Origin of the sequence: Mesorhizobium sp. B3-1-8, assembly GCF_006439495.1 — a bacterium.
Taxonomy (GTDB): domain Bacteria; phylum Pseudomonadota; class Alphaproteobacteria; order Rhizobiales; family Rhizobiaceae; genus Mesorhizobium.
Genome location: NZ_VFTK01000020.1, coordinates 104,918 through 126,735 on the forward strand (window position 1 = coordinate 104,918; position 21,818 = coordinate 126,735).

27 protein-coding genes are annotated in these 21,818 nt (G+C 59.8%); 14 read left to right on the forward strand and 13 right to left on the reverse strand.

Annotation, left to right across the window (positions count from 1 at the left end):
• Positions 1–42 precede the first annotated feature (42 nt).
• Genes FJ424_RS19645 through FJ424_RS19665 form a run of 5 tightly spaced genes read left to right on the forward strand, consistent with a single transcriptional unit; the run spans position 43 to position 5,331 of the window.
• Positions 43–1,569 carry a sugar ABC transporter ATP-binding protein gene (locus tag FJ424_RS19645; RefSeq protein WP_181182043.1) on the forward strand — a complete coding sequence of 509 codons (1,527 nt, stop codon included), beginning with the start codon at positions 43–45 and terminating at the stop codon, positions 1,567–1,569.
• A complete protein-coding gene (locus tag FJ424_RS19650; protein ID WP_140654150.1) occupies positions 1,566–2,597 on the forward strand; it encodes an ABC transporter permease in 1,032 nt (343 codons plus the stop codon). The genes FJ424_RS19645 and FJ424_RS19650 overlap by 4 nt, the downstream gene beginning before the upstream one ends.
• On the forward strand, positions 2,594–3,580 hold the full coding sequence (locus FJ424_RS19655) for an ABC transporter permease (protein ID WP_140654148.1): 987 nt from the start codon (positions 2,594–2,596) through the stop codon (positions 3,578–3,580). Before FJ424_RS19650 ends, FJ424_RS19655 begins: the two co-directional genes overlap by 4 nt.
• A 21-nt stretch (positions 3,581–3,601) precedes the next feature.
• On the forward strand, positions 3,602–4,567 hold the full coding sequence (locus tag FJ424_RS19660) for a sugar kinase (protein ID WP_140654145.1): 966 nt from the start codon (positions 3,602–3,604) through the stop codon (positions 4,565–4,567).
• Positions 4,564–5,331 (forward strand): SDR family NAD(P)-dependent oxidoreductase, encoded by a 768-nt coding sequence (locus FJ424_RS19665; RefSeq protein ID WP_140654143.1) that lies wholly within the window; start codon positions 4,564–4,566, stop codon positions 5,329–5,331. Before FJ424_RS19660 ends, FJ424_RS19665 begins: the two co-directional genes overlap by 4 nt.
• Positions 5,332–6,336: 1,005 nt before the next feature.
• Here FJ424_RS19665 and FJ424_RS19675 read toward each other — a convergent pair.
• On the reverse strand, positions 6,337–6,612 hold the full coding sequence (locus FJ424_RS19675; protein ID WP_140654141.1) for a hypothetical protein: 276 nt from the start codon (positions 6,610–6,612) through the stop codon (positions 6,337–6,339).
• Positions 6,613–6,743: 131 nt separating this feature from the next.
• On the opposite strand from FJ424_RS19675, the gene FJ424_RS19680 reads away from it, so the two are divergent.
• The gene (locus FJ424_RS19680) at positions 6,744–6,842 is read left to right on the forward strand and encodes a putative RiPP precursor (protein WP_140654139.1); all 99 of its coding nucleotides are present in this window, start codon (positions 6,744–6,746) and stop codon (positions 6,840–6,842) included.
• 806 nt (positions 6,843–7,648) lie between these two features.
• On the opposite strand, the gene FJ424_RS19690 is transcribed toward FJ424_RS19680, so the two are convergent.
• The 3 genes from FJ424_RS19690 to FJ424_RS19700 all read right to left on the reverse strand — a co-directional run bounded on the left by FJ424_RS19690 (position 7,649) and on the right by FJ424_RS19700 (position 9,187).
• On the reverse strand, positions 7,649–8,023 hold the full coding sequence (locus FJ424_RS19690; protein ID WP_348640131.1) for a hypothetical protein: 375 nt from the start codon (positions 8,021–8,023) through the stop codon (positions 7,649–7,651).
• A 310-nt stretch (positions 8,024–8,333) separates the two neighbouring features.
• The gene (locus FJ424_RS19695) at positions 8,334–8,609 is read right to left on the reverse strand and encodes a hypothetical protein (protein ID WP_140654135.1); all 276 of its coding nucleotides are present in this window, start codon (positions 8,607–8,609) and stop codon (positions 8,334–8,336) included.
• 152 nt (positions 8,610–8,761) lie between these two features.
• On the reverse strand, positions 8,762–9,187 hold the full coding sequence (locus tag FJ424_RS19700) for a response regulator (RefSeq protein WP_140654133.1): 426 nt from the start codon (positions 9,185–9,187) through the stop codon (positions 8,762–8,764).
• Positions 9,188–9,591: 404 nt separating this feature from the next.
• On the opposite strand from FJ424_RS19700, the gene FJ424_RS19715 reads away from it, so the two are divergent.
• The 3 genes from FJ424_RS19715 to FJ424_RS19725 all read left to right on the forward strand — a co-directional run bounded on the left by FJ424_RS19715 (position 9,592) and on the right by FJ424_RS19725 (position 12,245).
• Positions 9,592–9,801: a hypothetical protein gene (locus FJ424_RS19715; protein ID WP_140654129.1), complete on the forward strand. Its 210-nt coding sequence runs from the start codon at positions 9,592–9,594 to the stop codon at positions 9,799–9,801.
• A 982-nt stretch (positions 9,802–10,783) separates the two neighbouring features.
• Positions 10,784–11,608, forward strand: coding sequence for a Ku protein (locus tag FJ424_RS19720; RefSeq protein ID WP_140654128.1), 825 nt, complete (start codon positions 10,784–10,786; stop codon positions 11,606–11,608).
• Between the two features lie 43 nt (positions 11,609–11,651).
• Entirely contained in the window at positions 11,652–12,245 is a 594-nt protein-coding gene (locus FJ424_RS19725; RefSeq protein WP_140654126.1) for an SOS response-associated peptidase, read from the forward strand.
• Between the two features lie 2 nt (positions 12,246–12,247).
• Here FJ424_RS19725 and FJ424_RS19730 read toward each other — a convergent pair whose 3' ends face one another.
• Both FJ424_RS19730 and FJ424_RS19735 read right to left on the reverse strand, forming a co-directional pair.
• Entirely contained in the window at positions 12,248–12,577 is a 330-nt protein-coding gene (locus FJ424_RS19730; protein ID WP_140654124.1) for a hypothetical protein, read from the reverse strand.
• 158 nt (positions 12,578–12,735) lie between these two features.
• Entirely contained in the window at positions 12,736–13,374 is a 639-nt protein-coding gene (locus FJ424_RS19735; RefSeq protein ID WP_140654122.1) for a hypothetical protein, read from the reverse strand.
• Between the two features lie 151 nt (positions 13,375–13,525).
• Here FJ424_RS19735 and FJ424_RS19740 point away from each other — a divergent pair, with 151 nt between their 5' ends.
• Together FJ424_RS19740 and FJ424_RS19745 are read left to right on the forward strand one after the other, a co-directional pair.
• The gene (locus FJ424_RS19740; protein ID WP_140654120.1) at positions 13,526–13,984 is read left to right on the forward strand and encodes a hypothetical protein; all 459 of its coding nucleotides are present in this window, start codon (positions 13,526–13,528) and stop codon (positions 13,982–13,984) included.
• Positions 13,985–14,795: 811 nt separating this feature from the next.
• Complete coding sequence (locus FJ424_RS19745; RefSeq protein WP_140654119.1) at positions 14,796–15,497, forward strand: phage minor head protein; 702 nt, start codon at positions 14,796–14,798, stop codon at positions 15,495–15,497.
• Between the two features lie 46 nt (positions 15,498–15,543).
• On the opposite strand, the gene FJ424_RS19750 is transcribed toward FJ424_RS19745, so the two are convergent.
• From FJ424_RS19750 to FJ424_RS34090, 6 genes are all read right to left on the reverse strand, one after another.
• On the reverse strand, positions 15,544–15,885 hold the full coding sequence (locus FJ424_RS19750; protein ID WP_140654117.1) for a hypothetical protein: 342 nt from the start codon (positions 15,883–15,885) through the stop codon (positions 15,544–15,546).
• 411 nt (positions 15,886–16,296) lie between these two features.
• Positions 16,297–16,596, reverse strand: coding sequence for a hypothetical protein (locus FJ424_RS19755; protein WP_140654115.1), 300 nt, complete (start codon positions 16,594–16,596; stop codon positions 16,297–16,299).
• Positions 16,597–17,182: 586 nt separating this feature from the next.
• On the reverse strand, positions 17,183–17,542 hold the full coding sequence (locus FJ424_RS19760) for a hypothetical protein (RefSeq protein ID WP_140654113.1): 360 nt from the start codon (positions 17,540–17,542) through the stop codon (positions 17,183–17,185).
• A 56-nt stretch (positions 17,543–17,598) separates the two neighbouring features.
• Positions 17,599–17,910, reverse strand: coding sequence for a HigA family addiction module antitoxin (locus tag FJ424_RS19765; RefSeq protein ID WP_181182042.1), 312 nt, complete (start codon positions 17,908–17,910; stop codon positions 17,599–17,601).
• Positions 17,910–18,188: a type II toxin-antitoxin system RelE/ParE family toxin gene (locus FJ424_RS19770; RefSeq protein ID WP_140654112.1), complete on the reverse strand. Its 279-nt coding sequence runs from the start codon at positions 18,186–18,188 to the stop codon at positions 17,910–17,912. The genes FJ424_RS19765 and FJ424_RS19770 overlap by 1 nt, the downstream gene beginning before the upstream one ends.
• 811 nt (positions 18,189–18,999) lie before the next feature.
• A complete protein-coding gene (locus FJ424_RS34090; protein WP_246672458.1) occupies positions 19,000–19,350 on the reverse strand; it encodes a hypothetical protein in 351 nt (116 codons plus the stop codon).
• Between the two features lie 439 nt (positions 19,351–19,789).
• On the opposite strand from FJ424_RS34090, the gene FJ424_RS19780 reads away from it, so the two are divergent.
• Together FJ424_RS19780 and FJ424_RS34095 are read left to right on the forward strand one after the other, a co-directional pair.
• Entirely contained in the window at positions 19,790–20,014 is a 225-nt protein-coding gene (locus tag FJ424_RS19780) for a hypothetical protein (RefSeq protein ID WP_140654110.1), read from the forward strand.
• Between the two features lie 467 nt (positions 20,015–20,481).
• Positions 20,482–20,748 carry a DUF6471 domain-containing protein gene (locus FJ424_RS34095; protein ID WP_281405439.1) on the forward strand — a complete coding sequence of 89 codons (267 nt, stop codon included), beginning with the start codon at positions 20,482–20,484 and terminating at the stop codon, positions 20,746–20,748.
• 227 nt (positions 20,749–20,975) lie between these two features.
• Here FJ424_RS34095 and FJ424_RS19785 read toward each other — a convergent pair whose 3' ends face one another.
• A complete protein-coding gene (locus FJ424_RS19785; protein ID WP_140654108.1) occupies positions 20,976–21,161 on the reverse strand; it encodes a DUF3606 domain-containing protein in 186 nt (61 codons plus the stop codon).
• Between the two features lie 234 nt (positions 21,162–21,395).
• On the opposite strand from FJ424_RS19785, the gene FJ424_RS34100 reads away from it, so the two are divergent.
• Positions 21,396–21,746: a DUF6471 domain-containing protein gene (locus FJ424_RS34100; RefSeq protein WP_281405440.1), complete on the forward strand. Its 351-nt coding sequence runs from the start codon at positions 21,396–21,398 to the stop codon at positions 21,744–21,746.
• Positions 21,747–21,818: the final 72 nt, after the last annotated feature.

Below are 21,818 nucleotides of genomic sequence, written 5' to 3' on the forward strand. Positions count from 1 at the left end.
ACGTCTGTGGCTGCCCGTCATATCCAACCAGGATTGACGGCCATGCAGACAGCAAAGCGTGACATTGCTGTATCGATGACGGGCATATCGAAGCGGTTCGGACCGGTTCGCGCGCTGGAAAACGCCAACCTCGAGATCGCGCGCGGCTCGATCCTCGGCCTTGTCGGCCAGAACGGTGCCGGCAAGTCGACTATCATCAAGGTGCTGGCCGGCATCATCAAGCCGGACAGCGGCACCATCCTCATCAACGGCGAGACCGTCAGCACGCTGACGCCGGCTTCGGTCGAAAAGCTCGGCGTGCATTTTATCCACCAAGACAGGCTTTTGGTGCCGACCGCGACCGTCGGCGAAGCTGTCTTCCTCGGCCACGAAATCGGCCTCGGCCCGTTCGTCAGCCGCCGCGCCATGGAGCGCGGGGCCGCGGACCTGTTGAAGCGCTTCTTCGGCATGGAATTGCCAGCGGGAACCCTTGTGAAAGACCTGACCACGGCGCAGCAGAAGGTCGTGCAGATCACCCGCGCGCTGGCTCAGAAAGCGTCGGTGCTGGTGCTCGACGAGCCGACCGCGGCATTGGTCAAACGCGAGGTCGACAGCCTGTTCGACGTGCTGCGCCGGCTGCGCGACGACGGCATCGCCGTGGTCTTCATTTCCCACTACATGCAGGAGATCGAGAAGCTCTGCGACCGCGTCACCGTGATGCGCAACGGTACCGATGTCGGCACGGTCGATCCGCGCCAGACGTCGATCGACGAGATCATCTCGATGATGATCGCCCGCGATGTCGGCGAGATGTTCCCGAAGCGCTCGGTCACTCTAGGCGCCCCGGTCCTGGAGGTTTCCTCCCTCCGCCTCGGCGGCAGCTTCGAGAATATCGGCTTCAACGTGCGCGCCGGCGAGATCGTCGGCCTCACCGGCCTGCTCGGCTCCGGCGCCAAGGAAATTGTCCAGTGTCTGTTCGGCCTCAAGACCGCCGATGGCGGCCAGGTCAAGGTCGAGGGTAGGGAGCTTGCGTTGTCGACGCCGGTCAAGGCGGTGCGCGACGGCATTGCGATGCTGCCGGAAGATCGCCGCGCGCATGGAGTGGCGCTTGGCCTGTCGGTGCGCGAGAATATTTCTTTGGCCAGCCTGCGCCGCTACTCCAGGAGCGGCATGGTCAGCCGCGGCTTGGAGAACAAGGCGGTCGACGGCCTGATCAAGGAACTGTCGATCAAGACGCCGCATCGCGACGCGCTGGTGCGCGAGCTCTCTGGCGGCAACCAGCAGAAGGTGGCTTTGGCCAAATGGCTGAGCTGCCAGTCGCGCGTTTATGTGCTGGACGAGCCGACAGTCGCCGTCGATGTCGGCGCCAAGATTGAGATCTACAATCTGTTGAACCGGTTGGCGGGAGAGGGCGCGGCGATCCTGCTTCTGTCCTCCGACCTGCTCGAACTGGTCGGCGTCTGCGACCGCGTTCTGGTCGTCTATCGCGGCAGGCTCGCCGGCAGCTTCTCCGGTCCTTCGATGAACAGCGACGCGCTGCTCGCCGCTTCGTCCGGTGCGCGCTCGATCACCGATGGAGTGGCCGCATGAGCGCGACTGTTCTCCAAACCGAAGTCGGCGTGTCCGATGAAAAGCAAGCCGCCGCCAAAAGCGCGGGCCGGCGCTTCGGCGCGCTGGTCGTGCGGCTTGGCGCGATCGCCGCCTTCGCCGCGATCATGGCCTATTTCGTCATCTTCGCGCCGGGCTTCACCTCGACCTTCAACCTGATCAATGTCGTCGAGCAGTCGGCGGTCCTAGGCGTGCTCGCCTATGGCATGACGGCCGTCATCATCGGCGGCGGCTCCGATGTCACCGAAGGCGGCATCGACCTGTCGATCGCCGCCAATATGGGGCTCTGCGCCGCCGTCTACGCGACACTTTTGTCGATGGGCTATGGCGACTTTCTTTCGGTGCTCGCGGCCATCGCCGTCGGCATGGCGGTCGGCGCGTTGAACGCCCTTGCCGTGGTCGGCCTCGGCATCCTTCCCCTGCTTGCGACGCTTGCCGTGCTCAATGTCGCCGCCGGCATGGAACTCACGCTCACCCAGAACACGGTCGTCGGCGCATCCTCGCCGCTGCTCGGCGTGCTGGTTTCGGGAAGCTTCCTCAGCATCTCGGCGCTTGCCTGGGCGCTGATCGTCTTCTCCGCTATCATGATCGCAGTCGTCCACGGCACGGCATTCGGGCTCAGGCTCTACGCTGTCGGCGGTCATCCCGAGGCGGCGCGGGCGGCCGGTATCGGCGTCCCCTTCTACGTCTCCTTCACGTACATCCTCAGCGGCTTCTGTGCTGCTGTAGCGAGCATCCTCACCGTCTCTCGCCTGTCGGCCAGCACACCCGGTTCCGGCGAGCTGCTCCTGTCAGTGCTGGCGGCGGCATTGCTCGGCACGGTCTTTTCCCGCCGCTTCGTGCCGACCATGGGCGGCACGCTGCTCAGCGTGCTGTTCATCGGCCTTCTGGCCAACGGCTTCCAACTGCTCAACGTCTCCAGCTATTGGGTCAACGGGGTGCAGGGTGCGCTGATCCTGCTGGTGGTGGCGATCACATCCTTTGCCCGCGGTTCGGAGGGTTCGCGATGAGCGTCTCGGCCAACGAGAACGCAGCCAAGGCGAGCCTGCGCGGCTTCCTCGCCAAATACAGCGTGCTCATTGCCTTCGCGGCCATCGTCATCTTCTTTTCGGTGGCGAGCCCGACCTTCCTGACGCCGGCCAATCTCTTCAACGTGCTGGTCAACAACGTCGTCATGCTGGCGATCGTGGCGCTGGGGCTCACCATCGTCATCTCGTCGGGCGGCATCGACCTTTCGGTCGGCGTGTCCGTCGACATGGCAAGCATGATCTTCGTCATGCTGCTGGCCGCCGGCTACAGTGGCGCGGTCGGCGTCGCGGGCGGGCTCGGCGCCGCGCTGATCGTCGGCCTGCTGAATGCGATCCTCATCACCAGGCTCAACATCAGCCCCTTCCTGGCGACGCTCGGCGTGCTCTTCATCGGCCAGAGCACGCAGCAGCTCGCCACCAGCGGCGGCCAGCCGATCTATCTCACAAGCGGCTATGCAGCAGACCAATTCAACGCCATTGCCCGCACCGCTATGTTCGGAATACCGACGCCGGTCATCGTGCTGATCGTCCTAGCGGTCGCGGTCCATCTCCTGCTGCATCGCGCGGTCTTCGGCCGCTATGTCCAGGCCATGGGCGCCCAGCCCGGCGTCGCCTGGTATTCCGGCATCCGCGTGCCGCGCGAATTGTCGATGGTGCATGTGCTGTGCGCGCTGCTTGCCGGCATCACAGGTATATTGTTGTCCGCGACGGTGAAGTCCTACGTGCCGCTGTCGGGCAACGCTTTCCTGCTCGACGCGATCGGCGCCACCTTCATCGGCACGACGCTCAGCCGAGAGCGCAAGCCCTCGGTGATCGGCACGCTGCTCGGCGTGCTGCTGCTCGCCATCGTCAAGAACGGGCTGCTGCTCGTCGGCTGGAATTTCTGCTGGCAGCAGGTCGGCATCGGCGTGCTCGTCTTCCTGGTGCTGGCCGCAAGCTTCGGCCTGCGCCGCGCCGCCCATTGAGTTCGAAAGGTCCAGTCAGCCATGCCACAATTCGACGTCAGCTCGATCGGCTTCTACGTCCTCGACATCCTGGGACGGCCGGTCTCGCGCATCCCCGAAGGCGGCCGCGCCGACTATATTGAGGAGATCCGCATGACTGTCGCCGGCACGGCCGGCGCGACCGGGATGGCCTGCGCCATCCTCGGCCTGAAGACCCGGGCTGTCACCACGCTCGGCAGCGACGACATGGGCGACTGGTTCCTGGCCAAACTTCAGAAATATGGGCTGGAGACGAGCCTTGTGCGCCGTGACGGCAGCGTCCAGACGTCATCCACCATCCTGCCGGTGCGGCCGAACGGCGAGCGGCCAGCCTTGCATGTTCCCGGCACCGCCACCCTGTTCGAGGTCGCCGATGCCGATCTCGACGCGGCGCTCGACGCCACCGTCGTCCATGTCGGCGGCACCGGCCTCCTGAAGCGCTTTGACGGCGAGCCGACCGTCAGGCTCTTGAAGCGCGCCAAGGAGCTTGGCCGCGTCACCACTTTCGATCTCATCCAGGCGACGCCGGAGACCTGGAAGCTGGTCGAGCCGTGCCTGCCCTACATCGACTATTTCGTGCCCAGCATCGACGAGGCCGGTGAGATGGCGCATGACCGCGATCCGGCCAGCGTCGCCGCCTTCTTCAAGGCGAGGGGCGTGAAGAACTGCATCCTCACGCTCGGTGCCGGCGGCGTCTATGTCTCGCCCGAGCATCGCGAGGATTTCCATCTGCCGGCCTTCGACGTCGAGGTGTTCGACACCACGGGCTGCGGCGACTCCTTCACCGCCGGCATCATCGTCGGCATCGTCAAAGGCTGGGACCTGAGGCAGTCCGCACGCTTTGCCAGTGCCGTCGCCGCCAAGGTGGCGATGGGGCTCGGCTCCGACGGCAAACTCGTTTCGTTCGACGACACGATCGCGGCGATGAACTCGCTCCCGGTCAAGACATCAAAGGTGGAACCAGCATGACCATTCTTCCTGAGGCCAAGGGCAAGACGGCTCTCGTCACCGGCGCCAGCCGCGGCATTGGCAGGGCGCTCGCAAAGGGGCTCGCCGAAGCGGGCTTCGACGTCGCCATCACCGATCTGCACTCGCAGGCGGCCGAGCTCGACGTGACCAAAGGCGAGATCGAGGCGGCCGGCCGCAAGGCCTATGTCTACACGATGGACGTCAGCAAGAAGAAGGACATCGACGCCACCGCGCAGGCGCTGCTCAAGGCTGCCGGAAGCATCGACGTGCTGGTCAACAATGCCGGTATCCTCAAGCCCAGCCTGCTGCAGGATCTCGACGAGGCCAATTGGGACGCGCATTTCGACGTCAACGCCAAGGGCGTGCTGATGATGTGCCAGGCGGTGCTGCCGCATATGCGCGCCAGGAAGTCGGGCAGGGTGATCAACATCGCCTCGATCGCCGGCCGGCAGGGCGTGCCGACGCAGGGCCACTACGCCGCGACCAAGGCGGTAGTGATCACGCTCACCCGCGTGCTGGCGCAGGAGGTCGGCATGGACGGCGTCACCGTCAACGCCATCTGCCCAGGCATCATCCTGACCGAGATGGGCAAGAACAATCTGGGCAGCGAAGCGGCGATCCGCCATTGGGAGGATGTCGCGGCGCTGAAGCGCCTCGGCGCGCCGGAGGACATCATCGGCCCGGTCTTGTTCTTCGCCTCGGATCTGTCGGCCTTCGTCACTGGGCAGGCGCTCAACGTGGACGGCGGCATCTACTACCACTGACTACTCTCTGAGGTGGCCTGCGTGATCGCCATATCCGCTTCGCTCCGAAGCCGTCGAGACTATGAGGGCTGGAAGGTCGGCTTCGTAGTTTAGCTCAACCATCCCCTGACCGGACCTTCCGCTTCCGCGAAGAGTTTCGGGCGCCGGCAAGCGTACGAAGTCCCGAGGAAGGAACCCGCGGGCCACAGGTGATGGCTATGGGGATTTCGGATTTTGGCAGATGTCGGCAATGGCGCGACCCGGGAACTCTGGGGTGAATACGGACAGACCGCTTCGTTGCGCCTCCGCGCGGTGATGGCGGGACGGTGGGCGGCTGGGCGCGGCTCTGTCGGAGTCGATCATCACCATAGACGTGTGTCGATCCGCTGCCGGAGGCTGAGTGCCCGCAACTGAAGGCTGAACCATTCCATGCCGGGTCATGGCGTGCTGCTCCCGGTCGACCGGGAACCGTGTGGCGGTTCGCGCGGCTGCCTCCATCGTTCGAACACCTCGATCACGATCATGCGGCCGTCACAGCATGGGCATGGCGGGCGGAAGTTGTCCGGTTCGTCCGTGGTGTCATCGTCGGACGGTACGGCTACGTTGAGGAGTTCACGAGCAAGCCGCGAGGCTGGCCTCGCGAGCGGAACCGGCAAGCGATTCGGGAATACCTACACCCTATCCGATTACATCAAACGCCTGACTGAGCGGATTGACCAGTTGGAACAGCGTCAACTGAAGCAAGCAGTGCCTTAACATTTGTGAAGGCGCTCGCCGCCCGCTGCGCGTATTGTGTTGGTTCGTCCCTTTGGTGGGTCGAGACCATAGCCAACCTTTGCCCGCTGGCCCTGGCCGGCGGGCTTTTTCATTTGATATCTGAGCGCACCGCTTGGCTCGGCGCCGCGTCCTTGACGGAACCTTTGACGCCTGCCACTTGAGAATTGCCAGCATGGCTCCTGGTCATTTCAAACCCTACCTCCAACCCCGGCTCCGGCAGGCGGGTTTTTTGTCGGGCGGTGGCCTAGTCTAGGCGTGGTCAGCCTCCGTTTGCGGGATGTAGAGCGCGTTTCCTGAAGGCACTTTCGCCGCGAACTGAAGCGTAAACAGGAGATGATTTTCATCGTCCGTCACATTCATGATCCAAGGGGTCATACCCTCCCAGAAAGAGCGCTTGCTCTCGTTTATCATCTCGCCCGCAGCACGCACGGCTTCTTGCCGCGCCGCGTCCAGATCCGGGAGATCGACACCATCTCCGTCGGGGATGAATTCGCCGTTGTCGACGTGGAAATAATAGGTTGTCATGATGCTCTGCCCTTGTTGGACAGGCCCAAACTGTCGCGGGGCCACTTTGTTACTCACAGCTTGGCAACCAAAGAAGGCCAGGGGACAATGTCATGGTGTTTGAGAGATCAACCGAAACCGGGAGAATTCCCATGAAGAAGGCCTACGAGAAGCCCATGCTGGTGCGCCAGGGCAAGCTTTCCGCAGCCGTTGCAACCGCGTCTGTTGTAGTCGTCCTGCCGCCAGGCTGACGACACCGCATCTTAGCGCCCGTCGGCTCCGGCCGACGAGGCTTTTACATCATCATCGGTTTGTCGGGTCGCTATCAGATGCCTGTGCTTCTCGAAGAGGTGCAGCTTCTCGGCGTATCCAAGCCCCAGCGCTGCCTTGCAGGACAGGCATTTGAATGAGGAAATGGTCTTGAACCATATGCCTTTTCGAACGATCGCGCGTTCGCATCGTGGGCACTCAAAGGTGAGATATTGGTCTTCAAGTTCTCGAGGAAGCGGCAATCCGGCACCTTTTGAATGATGGATGCCCACCATCATCGCAGGTAGTGGCGGGCATCCATGACCTGGCGACGAAGGGACTATGCTCGCCAGCACCTCCTAATGAAGATCTGCGGAAAATGTTTCGCCCTCGGGACTTATGAGTTGGCGGATAAGACGTTCGTCCGACGGATATTACGACTGACGGGAGCAACACACAGGTGTCGAGGGAACTACTCGGGTTTTGCGCTGTTGCTGAGTAGCCTGCCGCGCACGTTGCCAGTTTGCGCGCCCAGGCTACTCCAGTAACTGCCCGCTGGCTTTGGCCGGCGGGCTTTTTCTTGTCTTGAGAACCAGCGGTGGCGCCGGTCATTTTCACCGCGTTTAAGGATCTTCAACCTTGGGGGAGTTTTCAGTGAAGAAGACCTATGAGAAGCCCGTCCTCGTTCGCAAGGGCAAACTTTCCGTTATCGTTGCCGGACCGTCTGTGCCTCCGCCTGAGCCGGCTTGATCTATCACCGATCAGGCGAACTGCATAATCCCCCAGGTTCCGGCGGGCGGGTTTTCTTTTAGGACGCCTTGTCGATGAGCGGCGCCTTCCGCTTCGGAGGCACATAGCGCGTCTTCAGGGTGACTATTTCGGCATCGACGGTGACAGGGATGCCGAGGTTCACGGTGACCTTTGCCCCATCGACATGCGTGACATCGCCCACCAGCTCGATCGGCCGACCCTTGCTGACCTTTGATGTCCGATCGAGGATCGAATGCGGCTGGTTGTAGCCAGGGATCGAGACGCTGACGCGATCCTCGGTTACTCGCCGGCGCACCATCGCTATGATCGTGACCTCGTCGCCGATGTTGATGTTACCCTTCGCCATGCCGTTGAGTCTGGTGCGACGGCTGGGTTCGTCAAGCCTTTGGTAATATTCTCGCTGCCTGCTCATTCGTTGCCTTCCGGGCGGCGCAAAGCCTGAACACCCCCAAGCTAGCGGCCCGACAGTTCCGCGTTGGGGTGCGTGGGGCTAAACCGCCGGGCCTAACCGACTCGTAGGGGAGAGTCGGCTAAATCGGAAGCTAAATTAGCATAATTGCATTGACATAAGTTTTTATGTCTTTCCACCGGTTTCGCTGCCGAGTTCGCGCTGCTTTCCGCTGTCCCCCGGCCAGCCTGCCGCGCATCTTTCCACTTAGCGCATCTACTCCAGTAACTCTGCCGCTGGCTTTGGCCGGCGGGCTTCTTTGTCGGGCTCAACCCTAGCCGCGGTCAGCCTCCGTGCGCGGGATGTAGAGCGCATCGCCTGAAGGCACTTTCGCCGCGAACTGAAGCGTGAACAGGAGATGATTCTCATCATCCGTCACATTCATGATCCAAGGCGTCATATGCTCCCAGAAAGACTGCTTGCTGTCGTTTATCATCTCGCCAGCAGTGCGCACTGCTTCCTGCCGCGCCGCGTCTAAATCCGGGAGATCGACCCCTTCAGGGTCGGGGACGAAGGTGCCGTTATCAACGTGGAAATAGTATCTGGTCATGCTGCTCTGGCCCGTTGAACAAGCTCAAACGCTCTCAGCGCAACTTTGTTTCTCCCGAGATTGACAACCAGAGAAGGCACGGGGCAACCTAGTGCTAAAAGGCAGGTCCTGAAGGCGGTTCATCCCCGGTGTGGACATTAAGGGAATACCGCTCAGCCCTCGACCATCGCCTTCGCGATTTCGACGAGCTTCTGCATAGAGGCCGGCTTCAACAGAAAATGGCCTGCGCGGAACACGTCAGCCCCTTCGTCCAGAGGGGTTCCGGAATGCACTATGAATGGGACGTTTCTTTCCAAAAGCGTGCCGGCGACAGCGTGGCACGAGCCGTCCGCCAACTCGACGTCCACTATGGCGAGATTTGGCGTGTGACCGCTGAGAAACCGATTGGCCTCCTCGCACGACCGCGCCACTACCACCGCAAAGCCGGCCTCTGCCAAATGCGTTTCTACGTCGAGAACGATCAGCATTTCGTCTTCGAGGACGAGAGCTATCGGCGCTTTCAATGCAAATCCCCAACCCGCGATGATGCGACGAGGGGATTTTAAGCAGTCGCGCAATCTTTGCGAGTCGATTTCCACCAATCCCCGGCGCTATGCGAATCTTTATCTTCATCGCGCTGCTGCTCAGCGCACTGGGTGCCTCAACGGCATCTTTTGCTGGAAACTGTCAGCATGACTATGACACGACCTCCGACGGATCGCGCTGCGGTGATCGTTCCGCGGATAGCCGGCCCGGCGGCAATTAAAGATCTGGAGAGATTGATGAAAAGACATATGAGAAGCCCGTTCTTGTTCGCAAGGTCAAGCCTTCTGCTATCGTTGCAGGACCGTCGGCACCGCCTGTCATCGGATGATCGCTAAGGGCTGAAATGTGAGGCCCCTCGGCTCACCGCCCGGCGGGCTTTTTCTTTCGTTGACAACGGAGGCTTTCAAAGGCGAGTTTGACGGCGTTTGAGGGATCGACCTGTCTAGGGAGGGACTTCATGCCAATTCTTGAAAGAGCCAGAGAAGCAGGCGTCTTCAGTTCGTCGGAGGTCGCGCTACTCGGTCGCGTGTTCGACAAATTGAAGGATGAACATCAGTCCCCCGAGCGACGCGAAGCCCTCGCATCTCGCCTGCTGGCCAACTATTTGGCAGGGATCAGGGACGAGGCTGAACTGCTGTCAGTGTCAAAACTGCCACTCGGTCGCTAGATGATACTCCTTACGCTGTAGCCTGGCTCGCGAATGATACAAGATGATGCGCACCGGGCCTAGCAAACATCTGCTTAAAGAATGCAGACGACCCCACCGCGAGAACCTGTCAGGCCTTTTGAAGGCCGCCTCTAGCCGGCCAACCCGGAAAATCCCCCTCGTTGTTGCTCCCGAGCTACAGCCCATTAGTCAAAACTGCATTAGGAAGAGCCTTGTGTGGGGTTCCTGGGTTCGGGCGGACCACCCGGGAAGGGGAGCACGAGCAGTTTGAGGGAAGATAGCCCGTCGGCTTCGGTCGGCGGGCTTTTTTCACGTTCTGTTACGCCTGATCCGCATCCGAAACCTTTCCGCTCACAACCAGTTCGGCGCGATGCACGGAGTTTCAGATGTGTCGCGACGGAAGAGACCACAAGAAAGACTTGGCTGATCTATTGGTTCGGCGGCTGGTTAAAGAGACAGGGATTTCCGAAGAGCAGGCCCGAGAGCTCGTCGAGATGATCGGCACTGACTGGGCATCGCTCCTGCGTGAAGCGCGCTTCCTGAAGCGAAGGCATTGATCCCCACGGAACATTCTCGTCACGACAATGTTGGGTAGCCGCGACGCGTGCCCCTCCCAGCGTTTCACGGCGTCGCGTCGGGTTTGGCAGTTCCCGGCATGAGCCCGCATCGTTCCCCCGGTGCGGGCTCTTTCATTACCCCAAACGCAATTCCGCCGCGAGCGCTTCAAGGGCTCTCACGTCTTCTGAGTAGGATGCCGCGTGTGCTGGATACCGCTCCATCTGCTGGCGATAGAACTTCAGCCACTTCGGCAAGTCCGCGACCGGGAACGTTCCTCGCCAGATGCCCTTCTCCAGCGTGAATGTACCCGTCTTCGAATCGTAAGTCGCTCTCGTCTGCATGCCCCCTGATACCATTCGTCCGACCGGGAACCATGCCCAGCGCCAACTGTTCCTGTATCATTCGATCAGCGAGGGAACAGGACATGGCAGCGCCACGCGCAGTGTGGAAGGGTTTTCTGAAGGTCGGATCCGTGACTTGTGGCGTCAAGCTGGTCGGCGCTACCACCGAGACCGGCAAGGTCCATTTCAAGATCCTGAGCCGCGAGGACGGGCTTCCCGTCAAGAGCGCCTATGTCGACGAGCAGACCGGCGACCTGGTTCCCGCGGAAGACCAGATCAAAGGCTATGAGGTGGAGAAGGGCGAGTTTCTCGAAATCGAGCCGGACGAGATCAAGAAGCTCAAGCTGACGTCGCACCATACGCTGGAGGTCGACGGCTTCGTTGCGATCGACGATATCGACACCCGATATCTTGAAAAGCCCTATTACGTCATTCCGGCCGATGGCACTGCTGCCGAGGCATTCAATGTTCTTCGGGAAGCCATGGCCAACAAGCGGGTGGCCGCTCGATCCTGCGTTGTTCTTTACCAGCGGGGTCGAGAGGTCGTGATCCAACCCTTCGGCAAGGGAATGCTGCTGACCGAACTGCGCACGCATAACGAGATGATTTCGGAAAACAGCGTCTTCGACGATCTGAAGAGCCCGAAGTACGACAAGGATTTGCTCGAAATTGCCGGGCTCCTGATCGAGAAGAAGGTGACTAAGTTCGATCCGTCGAAGTTCGAAGATACCTATGAGGATGCGTTGATCGCAATGATCGACGCCAAGCGCAAGGGCAAGAAGCCGCCCAAGCCGGCACCAAAACCCAAGGAGAATGTTGTCGACCTCGCCGCCGTACTGAAGAAGAGCCTCGCCAAGGAGGGCATTAGGCCGGCGCCAAAGTCGAAGCCTGCACGAAAATCGGCCTAGTAGCTTCCTAAGATCATCCTTCGTCGTTTCCGCGGGAAACTCCATGTGCAACGACTACGAGCAGCACGTCGCCTGGGCAGAATATTGCCGGATGATGGAATCGTTGGCGCTGAATATCCCGACCCATCAAACCGAACTTGATCTTCCCCAGGCTGACGACATCCGCATCAACGATCCGGCGCCGATCATGCGTGCTGCCGGAGACGGCGTTGAACTTGTGTCGATGACGTTTGGTTTTCCGCCGGCCGGCCCGAAGGGAGGGCCGGTGTTCAACTTCCGGTCCGAAGGGCGTCGTTTTGCTGACAGCAAACGCTGCCTCGTGCCGGCATCGGCGTTCTTCGAGTTCACGGGCACGAAATATCCAAAAGCCAAACACCGCTTCACGTTGAACGGTGCTCCATTCCTAACCATTGCCGGGCTCTGGCGTGAGGCGGCCGGCAACAAGCCGCCCACCTTCACTATGTTGACGACCGACCCTGGGCCGGATGTCGCGCCGTATCACAATCGGCAGGTGGTCGTTCTTCAGCCTGAGAATTGGAGAGTCTGGCTCGATCTATCGAGACCGGAAAGCGAGTTGTTGCGACCCTTGCCGGCGGGATCGTTATCCGTTGAAACGGTACGGCCAGAGCGCGCCTGAGTTCAGTTCCGCAGGATTTCCGGCACACTGAGAGGTCCAATCTCGAAGATCCGCTGATAGACGCCCTTGCGGCGCCAGGCGCCACGTGCTCGGCCATTCTCACGGTCATGCTTGGGATCGAACATGAACCCGCCGAAGTGGTCAAGGAAGGCGGCGGCGGCATCGCGATCTGCGAAACAGTGCAATCGCCATTGCTCCTGCTTGCCGTCTTCCCAGATCGCAATCACCGATCGCGTCCGGCATGATAGCCCTTGCTCCTCGAGAAACCGTCGGATCAGCGTGAAGTTGTATGCTGTGCAGATGTCGTCGGGCAGAGCGACTTGGTGCGGCATCTCGCGATCGATGACCGTTGGCGGCGGAATGCTGCGATTTCGTCTCACCATGCCGGGGGCAGAAAACTGTCAGCCTGCAGGCGCATTGCCGCGAGTGTAACTGCAATTGCCGCGTTGGCAGGAGGCTTCTCCATGTGTTGATAGCCATCTGAGCAACGCTACGCAGCCACGCTCAAATCGACGTGCTCATCCCTGTCGCGATCCGGTTCGATGATGCGAGCATCGCATGGTTCCTGGTCGACTTCGATCGTCCATTTGGGAAGGGATTTCTTGGTGATCTCCAAAATCTGTGCCAGTTTGCCCGTGAGATAGGGGAGCTCCATTTCGGCCGCTTCTTCGGGTGTGCACGGCCCATCGATCCAGCCCATTACGTAACAGGTATCGATATCGAGTTGCCGGTCGGGGCCGATGGCCGTCTCCAAGCGCTCGATGATCTCCCGGTATCGCCCCTGCCTGTCCGGCCATGTAGCAAGGTTCGCCGTCTTCACCCTCGGTTCAACTGGACCGATCCCCAAAACCCGGTGCGGGCGAACGACCTTGTCTTCGGGCCATCCCGCACAGCAAGCTTGGCAAGCGGCGCGTTCGGCCTCGTACCAGACGCTGGCTGCCGTCTCCTGTTTCTTGCTGGGCTCTGGAAAGTCAGGAAATTTCTCTTTCATCCAGGGATCGGCTGCCAGCATCCCGTTGACAGCATCTTCGTATGAAATTCCCGAGCGGGCGAAAACAGCCTCCGCGGCCGCGACGCCGCGGCACAACTCTTCCCAGGTTGCATTCTCAATCACCAGTCGAAGCGGCATTCCTGCCTCCTGTGGCTATCATGCAAGAAGTGAACAAAATAGGAACAAAACTGTCAAGCTGCCATTGACCGGCTAGGAATTTGTTCTCTATTCAAAGGGGATCAGCACTTCGGAGGAATAGGCGGTCGCCCAAGCGTCCGGCTGCGGAGCTATGGGGAAAACAGCAGAGGACAATTTCCGAATCGAGGTGTGGGATCGCGACGAGATCGCCCTTATCGAAACCATATCGCGATCACCGGATTTCGTCGTGTCGCAGGCCGGATGGCAGGCGGCAATTCGGCGTCGGCCGGGAATGCTGCTCATTCATCGAAACGCCAATTACGCAATGGAGAAGCTGCTCACGCCTGGCGAGCCAACCGTTCCTCTCGAGACGATAGTGGACGGTAGCATACACGCCGGTCTCGATGTGGCGCTTGGCGATCTCCGAAGCTGGCACACGCTTCGGGCCTGGTGCAAAAACTGCTCGCATCATGCATCGGTGAAACCCGAGGCGCTCATCAAACGCTATGGCAAGGCCGCGCTGTTCAGTTCTGTGGAGCGGGCGCTTTTTTGCACAAGTTGTAATCGAGGTGGACCAGTTCGCCTCGAAATCCTGTCGCTGCCTCGATGAACGGCTTGGACAGCGACTTTCCAGGTTGAGGTTGGAACAACGGTGGCAAGCGAAGATTAGGACACCCTAACGCATGGGAGCGCGGCGATGAGGTTCGAGACAATGTGTGATCCAGCCGATGAGTGGCTGGTATATGACCGGTCGACGGATTTGCCCGCACTCCGCCACGACAGTTTGCTTATCGGGCTGTCGCGAACGGAAGCGGAGCGCTTGGCTCATGAGGCCAATTCGCTGAAGGCCTCGGAACCAGCATATGAAGCTAGCGTTGCTGATGAAACCGACGTCACCAGGATTCGACAATGCCCAACAATATTTCCCGACACGAAGAGCAGCGCGGCACTCGAAATGTTCTAATGTGGGGCGCTGTTGCAGCCCTGGTGATATTCGTGGTGTTGTTGGCTTTTATATTCTGGCCCGCTGTAACACCATAACCTACGTGCACCGGCGACGCGTTCGACGGCGTGACGTTCACGCCGCCTCCAAGGGCCTCTAGCGCTGAGGTGATGTTTAAGCCGATCGGCGGTTCCGACGAACAAATTTCCTTCACTCGGGTGATGATCTTCTCATATGTAAATGCCAGCTCCGCCGGGTCTCTCTTGATTGCGAGCAGGATGGCTCGATAGACATCGCCCCTCGATCCGTCCGTGAATTCGTGTGTTTTTCGCCCTGTTCCACGTGTGCGCGGACCAGTGTGCAATGCAGTTAGCATTTTGGAGAAGTCCGTAAAGCTCGACCTCCGCAAGAGCGTGTCCTCGATCTCGGCGCCGCCGAAACGGCCTATAGGCGCCGGCTGACGCGCCTGATCGACGCCATGAGCGATGGCGTGCTCTACTGGCTAAAAGCCTCCTACCGGGCCAATACGCCCCGCATGGCGCAGGACGAGACGCCGGCGGATGCGCTGCGCCGATCGATCCGCAAGCTTGCCGCGCAGTGGACCAAGCGCTTCGACGTCGCATCGGGTCAGCTAGGCGACTATTTCGCGCTCTCGGTCGAGAAACGTTCGAGCGCGGCGCTGCGTAAGATCCTGCGCGATGGCGGCATCTCGGTCGAATTCAAGATGACGGCGGCGATGCGCGACGTCGTCGACGCGACGATCCACGCCAATGTGGCGCTGATCAAGTCGATCCCGTCGCAGTATTTCGACCAGGTCGAAGGCGCGGTGATGCGGTCGGTCCAGACCGGCCGCGATCTTGCCGGCATCGTGCAGGATTTGCAGCGCTACTCGGGCATTACCAAGGGGCGCGCCGCCTTCATCGCGCTCGACCAGAACAACAAGGCGACATCGGCCTTCAACACGGCGCGCCAACTGGAACTCGGCATCGACGAAGCCGAATGGCACCACAGCGGCGGCGGGAAGGAACCTCGCCCCACGCATGTCCAGGCTGGCCGCGAAAAGGTCCGCTTCAAGATTTCGACCGGCTGGTACGACCCGGCCGTCAAGCGCTTCATCCGGCCGGGCGAGGAGCCCGGTTGCCGGTGCGCCGGCAAGCCGGTGATTAAGGGCTTCTCTTAGCTTAAGCTTAATCAGCTTGGGCTGGCTGCTTGGTCCCACCGCAAGATTATCCGAGCGCGGTGCGAATGCCGAGCACAACGAGCACGAATGAAACGGCACCAAAGGATAGAGCACGCCAATCCAACGGATTACCGATCAGAAAACCGAAGCCGATCGAGATGCCGGCATAGGACAATGTCGCGATAGCTGTCACCCACGCCAGGCCAAAGTCCTGCGGCCGATCCGCACGGAGCCAGTTCATCGCTGCTACGAGCACGATTAGAACTGACGTGCAGAGCGACCAGAACAGTGCGTGCGGCTGTCCTTTGTAAAACTGGATCGAACCCATGGTGTGTCCGAGGGCGCCAAGCACCAAGAGCACGGCCAGCGCTTTATCTAAGACAATCATTTACCCTCCGTGAGCCTGTGGAGTCCCGTCGGCATCCGAGTGACAGCAATATAGCAAGCCAATGGCGCGCAAAATCACTTGTCCGTGCTTCTGCGACCGTCTTGACCGGCTCCGGGAGCCGAGGCCAACGCATCTGAAAGCCGGCCGCGAAGGCAACGCGCTATAGGATTTCCGAGGTCTGGTACGACCCCGCCGTCGGCCAGCACATCCAACCCGGCGAGTTGATCGACTGCAAATGTGTCGGCAAGCCGGTCCTCAAGGGTTTTTCTTGACCTACGAATAGGCCTCGCCAAGTCCTGCTAGATCATCAGCGAACATTTGAAGATGTGTTCGTAAATCTTCCATCAACGAAACAACGTGAGTTCGCAGTTGAAGCTGCTGCTCGACCCCTTTCGAAAGGGATCGCATTTCCTAGCAGGCGCAGCGGTTCTTGATGTCTTTCAACATCACTTCCATCTGTTCGTAGTGCACCGCTGTAAGCGGATCGAATAGCGGTCTGGCATCGGTGATCAGAGCCGATTTCAACTTAGCCTCGATGTCTCTTGTCCAGTCTCGGGCCCAATCAACTAGTTTCGTGTTGGACGCCATAACCCGTTCTCGTTCAGCGTCGGCGGGAAGTTCATCAACTTCGGCCAAGTAGGTCAGGTCGAAGAAATCGCCGGCGATGTATGAGGCTCGCGCGGCGGTCGCTCGGTCTGCCCGCAGGGTCAACCGCTGAATGTCTTGTGACGGCTATCCTGTCGTTGATCTGCCCACATTGTTCCAGCGACGGTCAACCCGCCAGCAACGACCGCGAGAAACCCGGCAACCAATGTCTGCCAAGTTTCGAGCCATCCGCCTACACCGTGCATACTGGCAATCGAGACCCAAACATGGTCCCAACCAGGACCGAAGTCACGTTGCTGGCTATTCCAAGCCAAGTATCTGCCTTCATCTTCGTCCCCCATTCGCTTCACCGACGTCGATGCGCTCAAAAATCGTTCTTATATTTCGCGAGCAGTTGCTCAAGCGCGACCGTGAAACCGGGAAGGGCGCTGATGAATGCCGTAAACGGTGGAACCAGCTTAGCGATGTGGCCTGGCCAGATCGGGACTTGGCATGGACGGATAGAGAACGTTTTCAGGCTGGACGCGAGCCCTTCGCAGTTCCGTGACAGCCGCCTCTATGCGCTTTGCTAGTTTAACAAGCACTCCGTAACGCACCGTCATCGCCGGCTCGAAGAGGTCCTCGGCGCCAGCGATTTGTCTGGCACTGATGGTGTCCATGGCTTGGTCGGCGAGTATCGTGAAGGCGTCCATCACCTTGGCGGCAACCCCTTCACGCGATCGGCCTCGTAAGCCGCCAAGGCTTCTTCGCTTCGTTCGATCAGTCCCATCATCCATCCGACCGCCGGGGTAACTGCCCGCTCCAGCCTCAGAGTGTCCTGTCGAATTTGAAGCCTGGCGAGTTGCCGGTGACGGCGTTCCTGCTCACGGTCAAGCCTCATAGCCGCACGAACAGACCACGACGCAGCAGCAATGGCTAGGACGCCAGTCGCGAGTGTTTCCCATTGGATTCGCTGGCTCACCATCGCCGGCGCCAGCCACTCACCGAGACAGAACCCACCTGTCCCGGCCGCAAGAATCAAAGCAAGACGGTCCAACCGATCGGTTGCCATGCGGCTCCCTCATTGGCGATTAAGATGCTGCCACGATACTGCTAGGCCTTGTACGATCACGCCGCATGCAGCGTCGGGATTGCCTCGAGCTCGGCGCTCAGCTCCTTCTCGGCCTGCTCCAGGTCATAGTTGCGCTGGAGGTTGAGCCAGAACACCGGGCCGTTGCCGATCAGCTTGCCGAGGCGCAACGCCATCGTGACAGTGACGGGCTGCTTCTCGTCCAGGATGTCGTAGAGCGTGCGGCGGGAAATGCCGAGCATCCGAGCGATATAGGTCTTCGGTAAATCCAGTGCGGGGATGATATCTTCGCGCAGAAGCTCGCCGGGATGCATCGCGGGTAGACCGCGCTTGATGGGTGCTTCGTTCATCAGTGGTAATCCTCTAATTCGACTTCGGTTGCGTCTTCGCCGTCCCATCCGAATGTGATGCGGTAATTGCCGGTCACACGAACAGAATAGCGACCTTTGTCGCGACCCGCGAGGCCGTGGAAATGGTAGCCGGGCAGGTCCATGTCCTGGGGCCGCGCCGCAGCTTCCAAGGCCCGCAGGATGCGAGCGACGCGCTTGTCATCCTGAACGCTGAGACCGCGCGTGTTGCCGGTCTCGAAGAAGCGTTGCAGGGCTTTGTTTCTGAATGAGCGGATCATATTTGTAAGGTAACGCCTTACATATTCGAAGTCAATTGAATGTGCGGTATCGCCTCACATTGACGAGCGGATTGTGAAGCCGGTTCACGGCAGATCGAGCTGCGCTGTTTCGCCAACCAAACTGTATTGAGAAAGGCCCCAAAAGTTCCTCGCAATATCCTCTAAAACGAGCATCAGTCGGCTGAAACATCCCTCGCAAGACCATGAGCTCGGCTTCGTGCTTCAGAAGACCTTGCTCTGCGGGTACCTCAGTTGCGTCTTTCGTCAGTTGAAAGGCAATGTCGTAGGGGTGCTCCGCATCTTTGGGATACGGAGATACAACATATCGTCACGTCATTCGGGTTACTTACCGCAACAGGGACAAATATCAGGAGCGAACGATATTGTGGTGTCGCTCTTTATCCGGCGATTTGCGATGGAGTTTCCCAAGTCGCGCTCTAACTGGTCGGCAATGTTAGCGACGGCATTGCCCGTGATGGTGTTAGTCGCTATCTGACCGGTTCTAGCCTGCCTCGAAAACTCCCGAAGCATCTTTCGAAAACGATCAACTTGCATTATCCCATCCCTTGCAAACTAGTACAGAAGGGTACGCTAAAGCATTTCTGACACCAGGGCTATTGGCTACCTTGGAAACCGTTGCTCTCTTGTTTCTCGCTGTGCGATCCGCGCTTTCGCTTGCGACGTGACTCTGATGCGCTACCGCGCTTGTGATCCGGCCCAGTCTTAAGCACCCCTGGAGCATTTCGTTAGAGCGCTTCGTGTCAGTGGACGCTTGCTGCTTCGGCAGCCCTAACGAATCGCCCGTGCTTTGTCATTCCTTCGCCAGCCGGCCTTCAAGCTCTTTCATAAAATGGGCTTCGTTGAGCAGCATTTCCCAATCGGTGCCGAAACGCCCAATAAGATCGTGGGCTTGCTCGTTGGAGATGTTTGCTTCTCGGGACAACCGGTCTGCCAAGAGATCAAAGGTGGCGGGATCTGCCTCGAGCAAGCTGCCATCGCGATGCTGCATCGCCGCCGCGATCACTTCGAAGACGCTGCCGACTTCCTCATAGATTTCGCTTATCGCGATGCCCTCTCGGTCCGCGGCTTCCATAGCCTGGTCGGCTAGATCGTTTATCGCGGCCGGGTCGTCGGTCACCGCATCCGGCAGATGCTCTGCCATCCATTTGTCGAGGAAATTTATCCCGCGAGTGCTCATCTCGCCATAAGCGGCAGGCGAACATTAGGTTCCGCTGATAGGAGAAGCTCCGATTTGAGCCCGCCACCGTTGAGGGACGATAGCGGGCTCTCGGGCTGTGGGCAGCCCGAAGGCAGCGCGACCGTCTGGCGAGGTGAGCTACCCGACGGACTAAGCCGGTGATGTGGCTTATGTTCCATCCCCATTGTTGCCACGGTAGGCAAACAACTCACGGTGAGCTGTGGACGGGAAACAGCCGAGGGCTGAAATACAGCCGCGTGTCATTCATCGTTCATTCATAATATCAGCGGATTCTCATAAGCGGGCATGCTGATGCTCCTCAACTGCAAACACCAGACTGTGGCAGGCCGCGGATTCGGCGGCGGCGAAACAGGCACGGGCGGGGGGAGGAGGACTGACCAAAATGTCGAATAGAGAAGTCGGAACATCCCGTTCGCTCGGAATGCGTGTCGCCGATCTCAAAGCCAGGATGCGGAACGCCCGGATCACCGAGCATGAGATCAAGACCTTCCAGAAGGTCGCGGCGATCATGGCGCGCGGAGAAGGTTCCTTACGCATCGACGCGGACGACTTGATCGCCGCGTCCTTTCTCACCGAGATGACGGTGGGCGAACCGACGCTGACCTGAGAGCATGGCCATCCCTCCCGACGCTGGCACGGCTACCCGCCGCCAGGGATGGTAAATTTCCGCGCAATCAAAGGTCCGTCGACCGATGCCGATGGGCAGCCGGGAAGTAGCCTGCCACGCAAGGCGTGCGCGGCAGGCAGTGCGAGAACTACGGAAATTCTGCGTCGTTCCGCGCATCGCTGCCCCTTGCTGGTCAGCTGTATTGGACGTGAGACGAACGTCCCACCCTGGAACTCATAAGTTCCGTCTGCGAACACATTTCAGAAACCTCCATCAGAGTGGGCTGGTCCCTTCATTGCAATTCGGGGATCACCCTAAGGCGGCGTGGGCAACCTCTCGCTCTGTAGACGCTTTCGATGATTTGAAGCACTTCGTCGCGTGGTAGCCCACATCGCCGGGCGTAAAAATCGGCCTCAAGCAGCCGCTCCTCCGATACGCTCGCGGTAATTAGGATCGCTTTCGTCCCCATCGGATTCGCAACTACGGAACAAGAATGGGCCGAACGGGAGGCGCGTCATCTGAAGGTCGAACTAACGCGGGCCGATCTGACATATGACGAGCTGGCCGAGCGTATGAAGGCACACGGCTTCAAAGAAACAAAGGCCATCCATATGTTGCCGAAGAAAACCGCGCCGATCATGCTAGCCACCCGCTGGCATGTGGGTTTAGTTCTGTCGCCGCGCCCGTGGCGTTTGCGCCATAATACCGCAGTGCTCCTCAAATCGTCGCCCTGATCAACTGGAGCGCGGCGCGGCACTCGGGATCGTTCTTCATCCGAATAGTCTGGGGCGGTGGCGGGGCTCGTCAAGCGGTGGCCAATGGAACATTCCGCCGCCTCTGAAATTGCTCTTGCACGGCGCAGCTTCCGCCGAGACAGCGCGCCGTGTCGGAACGATAGCGACCGTTCCGGCGAGAGCCCGTCTCCTCAGGGCGGGCTCTCACGCGCTTGAGTTGTCTCGCGTCAAAGCTTTAGGGCCTTCGCCTCGCGTTCCACGGTCTCGCGCTGGTTGCCGTGCTTCTGGATCAACTCGCGCAACTGCTGCGACGTCAACCCGACCTTCTGGGCGAAATGCTCAATCTCATAGTCTTCCTCGGCCGAAACCCGATCGCGGCCGCGGAAGTCGCGCTTGCTCTTGTCGTCTGCCATGGCGTTCTCCTCCTGGTCAGGAGGAACCATGTATATTGCAAATGTTCCGATTTACCGTTTCGAACGCTTGCGGTGCTTAGATCTGTCCTGCTTTTTGAAACCCGTCGCTCTGTAGACGCTTTCGATGATTTGAAGCACTTCGTCGCGTGGTAGCCCACATCGCCGGACGTAAAATCGGCCCCAAGCAGCCGCTCCTCCGAAACGCTCTCGGTAATTAGGATCGATTTCTTCCCCATCGGATTCGCAACTACGGAACAAGAATGGGCCGAACGGGCCGCGCGTCATCTGAAGGTCGAACTAACGCGGGCCGAACTGACATATGACGAGCTGGCCGAGCGTATGAAGGCACACGGCTTCAAAGAGACAAAGGCCATCCATATGATGCCGAAGAAAACCGCGCCGATCATGCTAGCCACCCGCTGGCATGTGGGTTTAGTTCTGTCGCCGCGCCCGTGGCGTTTGCGCTATAATACCGCAGTGCTCCTCAATCGTCGCCCTGATCAACTGGAGCGCGGCGCGGCACTCGGGATCGTTCTTCATCCGAAGAGTCTGGGGCGGTGGCGGCGCACGTCAAGCGATTGCTAGGCGGTGGTGACGATTTAACTATTTGAGCCAGATGGCGATAGCGGCGAGTTTGACGAAGCCCATGAAGTTGGC

Excerpts from the sequence above, each read along its gene's own strand:
- FJ424_RS19715 (WP_140654129.1), top strand. The coding sequence starts at position 9,592 with ATGCCAATTCTTGAAAGAGCCAGAGAAGCAGGCGTCTTCAGTTCGTCG.
- FJ424_RS19725 (WP_140654126.1), top strand. The coding sequence starts at position 11,652 with ATGTGCAACGACTACGAGCAGCACGTCGCCTGGGCAGAATATTGCCGG.
- FJ424_RS19650 (WP_140654150.1), top strand. The coding sequence starts at position 1,566 with ATGAGCGCGACTGTTCTCCAAACCGAAGTCGGCGTGTCCGATGAAAAG.
- FJ424_RS19695 (WP_140654135.1), bottom strand. The coding sequence starts at position 8,609 with ATGACCAGATACTATTTCCACGTTGATAACGGCACCTTCGTCCCCGAC.
- FJ424_RS19740 (WP_140654120.1), top strand. The coding sequence starts at position 13,526 with ATGGGGAAAACAGCAGAGGACAATTTCCGAATCGAGGTGTGGGATCGC.
- FJ424_RS19645 (WP_181182043.1), top strand. The coding sequence starts at position 43 with ATGCAGACAGCAAAGCGTGACATTGCTGTATCGATGACGGGCATATCG.
- FJ424_RS19735 (WP_140654122.1), bottom strand. The coding sequence starts at position 13,374 with ATGCCGCTTCGACTGGTGATTGAGAATGCAACCTGGGAAGAGTTGTGC.
- FJ424_RS19690 (WP_348640131.1), bottom strand. The coding sequence starts at position 8,023 with ATGAGCAGGCAGCGAGAATATTACCAAAGGCTTGACGAACCCAGCCGT.
- FJ424_RS19720 (WP_140654128.1), top strand. The coding sequence starts at position 10,784 with ATGGCAGCGCCACGCGCAGTGTGGAAGGGTTTTCTGAAGGTCGGATCC.
- FJ424_RS19770 (WP_140654112.1), bottom strand. The coding sequence starts at position 18,188 with ATGATCCGCTCATTCAGAAACAAAGCCCTGCAACGCTTCTTCGAGACC.
- FJ424_RS34090 (WP_246672458.1), bottom strand. The coding sequence starts at position 19,350 with ATGGCAGAGCATCTGCCGGATGCGGTGACCGACGACCCGGCCGCGATA.
- FJ424_RS19750 (WP_140654117.1), bottom strand. The coding sequence starts at position 15,885 with ATGATTGTCTTAGATAAAGCGCTGGCCGTGCTCTTGGTGCTTGGCGCC.
- FJ424_RS19760 (WP_140654113.1), bottom strand. The coding sequence starts at position 17,542 with ATGGCAACCGATCGGTTGGACCGTCTTGCTTTGATTCTTGCGGCCGGG.
- FJ424_RS19730 (WP_140654124.1), bottom strand. The coding sequence starts at position 12,577 with ATGCCGCACCAAGTCGCTCTGCCCGACGACATCTGCACAGCATACAAC.
- FJ424_RS19785 (WP_140654108.1), bottom strand. The coding sequence starts at position 21,161 with ATGGCAGACGACAAGAGCAAGCGCGACTTCCGCGGCCGCGATCGGGTT.
- FJ424_RS19675 (WP_140654141.1), bottom strand. The coding sequence starts at position 6,612 with ATGACAACCTATTATTTCCACGTCGACAACGGCGAATTCATCCCCGAC.
- FJ424_RS19780 (WP_140654110.1), top strand. The coding sequence starts at position 19,790 with ATGTCGAATAGAGAAGTCGGAACATCCCGTTCGCTCGGAATGCGTGTC.
- FJ424_RS19660 (WP_140654145.1), top strand. The coding sequence starts at position 3,602 with ATGCCACAATTCGACGTCAGCTCGATCGGCTTCTACGTCCTCGACATC.
- FJ424_RS19665 (WP_140654143.1), top strand. The coding sequence starts at position 4,564 with ATGACCATTCTTCCTGAGGCCAAGGGCAAGACGGCTCTCGTCACCGGC.
- FJ424_RS19680 (WP_140654139.1), top strand. The coding sequence starts at position 6,744 with ATGAAGAAGGCCTACGAGAAGCCCATGCTGGTGCGCCAGGGCAAGCTT.
- FJ424_RS19745 (WP_140654119.1), top strand. The coding sequence starts at position 14,796 with ATGAGCGATGGCGTGCTCTACTGGCTAAAAGCCTCCTACCGGGCCAAT.
- FJ424_RS19655 (WP_140654148.1), top strand. The coding sequence starts at position 2,594 with ATGAGCGTCTCGGCCAACGAGAACGCAGCCAAGGCGAGCCTGCGCGGC.
- FJ424_RS19765 (WP_181182042.1), bottom strand. The coding sequence starts at position 17,910 with ATGAACGAAGCACCCATCAAGCGCGGTCTACCCGCGATGCATCCCGGC.